This is a genomic window from Corallococcus exercitus (assembly GCF_003611585.1).
Taxonomy (GTDB): Bacteria; Myxococcota; Myxococcia; order Myxococcales; family Myxococcaceae; genus Corallococcus; species Corallococcus exercitus.
Genome location: NZ_RAVW01000646.1, coordinates 1 through 3,522 on the forward strand (window position 1 = coordinate 1; position 3,522 = coordinate 3,522).

A 3,522-nucleotide genomic window follows, 5' to 3' on the forward strand; every position below is an offset into this window, starting at 1 on the left:
GCTTCCTCCTCTCCCCTCCCCACCATGCCCTCCGACGTGCAGGTGACTCCCGTGCGCGGCGCGGCGGACCGGACGGCGTTCATCCGGCTGCCGTACTCGCTCTACCGTGACGACCCGAACTGGGTCCCGCCGCTGGAGATGGAGCGCCGCGACTTCCTGGACCCGAAGAAGAACCCCTTCTTCGACTACGCGGAGGTGGAGCTGTTCCTCGCCCGCCGCGGGCAGGACGTGGTGGGCCGGGTGGCGGCCATCAAGAACCCGCGCCACATGGAGTTCCACGGCACGAAGGAGGGCTTCTTCGGCCTCTTCGAGTGCGTGAACGACGCGGGCGTGGCCCGGGGCCTGCTGGACGCGGCCAGCGCGTGGCTGAAGGCGCGCGGCATCGACACCGTGCTGGGGCCGGCCAACTTCTCCTCCAACCAGGACTGGGGCCTGCTCGTGGAGGGCTACGACAGCCCTCCCGCGCTGATGATGCCCTACAACCCGGCGTACTACGCGGGCCTGCTGGAGACGTGCGGCTTCACCAAGGCGAAGGACCTGTGGGCGTGGGAGCTGTCGTCGTCCACGCCGCCGCCGGAGAAGGTGGCGCGCATCGCGGAGAAGATCCGCCAGCGCGAGGGCATCACCGTGCGCGCGGTGAACCTGAAGGACTTCCCCGCCGAGGTCGCCCGCATCAAGGAGATCTACAACGCGGCCTGGGAGAAGAACTGGGGCTTCATCCCCTTCACGGACCGCGAGTTCGACCACATGGCCAAGGAGATGAAGGCCATCGTGCGCCCGGAGCTGCTGCTCATCGCGGAGGTGAAGGGCGAGCCCGTCGCCTTCTCCATGACGCTGCCGGACGCCAACCCGGCGTTCCAGGCGGCCAACGGGCGGCTCACGACGTTCGGCCTGCCCATTGGCCTGGTGAAGCTGGTGCTGGCGTCGCGCAAGCTCAAGCGCCTGCGCCTGCTCACGCTGGGCATCAAGGAGGGCTACCGGCGCCGCGGCCTGGACGCCATCCTCTACCTGGACACCCTGCGCACCGCGAAGGAGCTGGGGTACACGGGCGGCGAGATCTCGTGGACGCTGGAGGACAACCACCTGGTCAACCGCGCCATCGAGTCCATGGGCGGCCAGCGCTCCAAGACGTACCGCGTGTTCCAGCGCCCCGCCTGACGTGTCCTGAAACACCTCCGCCCGGGCGCTGTGGCACCCGGGCGGAAGGTGAAGCGTGAGGCTGTCGAAGCGCCCTGCCCGGCTTGCGCTACTTCGCCTGCGGCGCGGCGCCCGTGGAACCGGCGGCGGACTCCTTCACGGAGGCCGCGCTGGTGTTGGCGTTCTCCTTCTCCAGCTGGGCGCGCTTGGACTTGAGCGTCGTCAGCAGGCCGTCGAAGCCCTTGGTGGAGAGGATCTTCTTGAACTGGCCGCTGTACGTGTCCACGAGGGAGACCTCGTCGGTGACGACGTCGTAGATGCGCCAGTCGGCCTTGGCCGACGCCTTGTAGAGCTTGTAGTTCACGGGCACCTGGTCCGTCTTCACGGTGAGCTCCGTGTCGACCGTGGCCTCGTTCCCCTGGATGCTCTCCTTGCCGTACTTCACGTCCGCCTTCGCCTGGCCGATGGCCTTCTGGGCGTACGAGGCGCGCAGGAGCCCCGTCATGGTGTCGGTGAAGTCCTTGCGCTGGGCGGCGGTGAGGCCCGCCCAGGCCTTCTCACCCAGGGCGCGCTTGGCGAGCTCCTCGAAGTCCACGAAGGACTCCACGACGGTGGCCAGGGACTGCACGGTGGCGCCGGGGGCGTTGGCCGCCTTCTGCACGGCGGCGTTGCCGTTCTTCACCACGTTGAGCGGGCTCACGGGAGCGGCGGCGAGCAGCGTGGCGGCAAGCAGGGAAGCAATCATATCGATGAAGCTCCGGGTTGAAGGTCAGGTGTGACGACACCGGTGAGGACTGGCAGCGTGGAAGGGTTATTCATCCGTCGCCGGGACGGCACCCGTGACGCGGGCCAGTGACGCCAGCCCCACGCGCACGTCGTGCCAGCTCTTGCCCCGCTCCGCGGAGGCCTGGGCCAGCGCGGTGAAGGCGTCCACCAGCTCCCGGGTGTCGCCGGTGCCCAGGTCGAAGGCGGCGTAGGCGGCGGTGGCCCAGCGCTTCGCGTTCTTCTCCGCCTCCGTGAAGGACTTCGCGCGCGCGTAGGCCGCGGCGAGCTGGCTCTGCACCTGCGTCACCTCCAGCTGGATGCCAGCCTTGAGCGTCTGTTCCTGCGCGTGCATCTTGTCCAGCTCCGCGCGGGCCTGCTCCAGCTGCGCGTCCTTGATGGGGATGTCGAAGGTGCCGCGGATCACCAGGCCCAGGCCCGCGGTGCGGTCGTTGAAAGGGTCGTAGGCGAAGGGGCTGCGCTGGCGTGTGGCGCTGCTCGTCCAGCGGATGTCGTAGTAGCCCGCGAGCCCCAGGTCCGGGTAGTAGCTGCGCTCGCGGATGAGGACCTCCTGCTCGCGCGCGATGATGCCCGCGGCGATGGCCTTCAGCTCCGGGCGGCGCTCGTTGGCCTGCTTCAACGAGGTCTCCAGGTCGGGCACGTTCACGTCGCCCTGGAGCGGCAGGTCCTCCTCCACCACCTCCACCTGCTCGTCCGGGCCCGCGCTGGCGAGGAGCCGGATGGCGGTGAGCGCGAACTGCTCGCCCTGCACGGCGGTGGCGCGCTGCGACTCCACGAGCTGACGGAAGTACCCCAGCTTGTATGTGTCCGTCTTGGACACCTGATCCGAGTCCTCCTTGAGGAGCGCGTCGATCTTGTCGCCCGCGTCCTTGAGGCGCTTGGACACGTCCTCCAGCTGCTTCAGGCCGGCCCGCGCCAGCTGGTAGCCGTAGTACGCCTGCGCGGCCTGGAAGCCCGCCTCCGCGCGCACGCGCTCGCGCAGCGCCGCGCCCACGATGGGGCCCTGCGAGCCCGCCTTCTCCAGCGCGGAGAGCTTGCCGAAGGTGTAGAGCGGCAGCACCGCGTTGCCGGTGGAGAACACCGTCACGCCCACCTTGCCGAAGTTCCAGTCGCCCTCCAGCGACGCCTCCGTGGTGGGCGGGCCCCCCAGGCCGTTGTTGCGCGCCTCGGGGACCGGGCCGCCCGCGCCCAGGGTGATCTCGAAGCGGGGGAACCAGGCCCAGCGGGCCTGATCATAGAGCGCCTGGAACTTGCGCAGCTCCGCGGTGGCCTCCGCCACGCGCGCGTCCTGCGTGCGCGCCCGCGCCATCAGCTGGGCCAGGGTGATGGGCCCCTTGGGAGCCTTCGTGCCCTCGGCGGCGCCCGGGGCCTGGGCCTCCTCCGGCGCACCCCGGGGGGCACCGGGCGTGAGGTCGCCCCGCGCGCCGTCGCCCGAGCCGGGGGCGATGGGGGACGTGCCCAGGTCCTGCGCGCCCGGGGTCGCGGAGGCCGGCCTGGGCGTGCCGGTGGTGGCGCGCTGGGCGGCGTTGCCCGGCTCGGCGGCCGGGCCGGGGTTCACGGAGGCGGGGCCCGGCAGCGGCGCGCGCGTGCCAGGGGTGGGGT

General features: G+C 70.8%; 3 protein-coding genes. 1 reads left to right on the top strand and 2 read right to left on the bottom strand.

Features of this window, described 5'->3' with window-relative positions:
* The first annotated feature begins 24 nt into the window (after positions 1–24).
* Complete coding sequence (locus D7W79_RS40205) at positions 25–1,158, top strand: GNAT family N-acetyltransferase (RefSeq protein WP_120530494.1); 1,134 nt, start codon at positions 25–27, stop codon at positions 1,156–1,158.
* Between the two features lie 88 nt (positions 1,159–1,246).
* On the opposite strand, the gene D7W79_RS40210 is transcribed toward D7W79_RS40205, so the two are convergent.
* Together D7W79_RS40210 and D7W79_RS40215 are read right to left on the bottom strand one after the other, a co-directional pair.
* Complete coding sequence (locus tag D7W79_RS40210; RefSeq protein WP_120530495.1) at positions 1,247–1,882, bottom strand: MlaC/ttg2D family ABC transporter substrate-binding protein; 636 nt, start codon at positions 1,880–1,882, stop codon at positions 1,247–1,249.
* Between the two features lie 66 nt (positions 1,883–1,948).
* The coding region (locus D7W79_RS40215) for a TolC family protein (RefSeq protein WP_120530496.1) at positions 1,949–3,522 on the bottom strand (1,574 nt) is incomplete at its 5' end.

What these genes read in the sequence shown, in the direction of transcription:
- D7W79_RS40205 (WP_120530494.1), top strand. Translation starts at nt 25, where the DNA reads ATGCCCTCCGACGTGCAGGTGACTCCCGTGCGCGGCGCGGCGGACCGG.
- D7W79_RS40210 (WP_120530495.1), bottom strand. Translation starts at nt 1,882, where the DNA reads ATGATTGCTTCCCTGCTTGCCGCCACGCTGCTCGCCGCCGCTCCCGTG.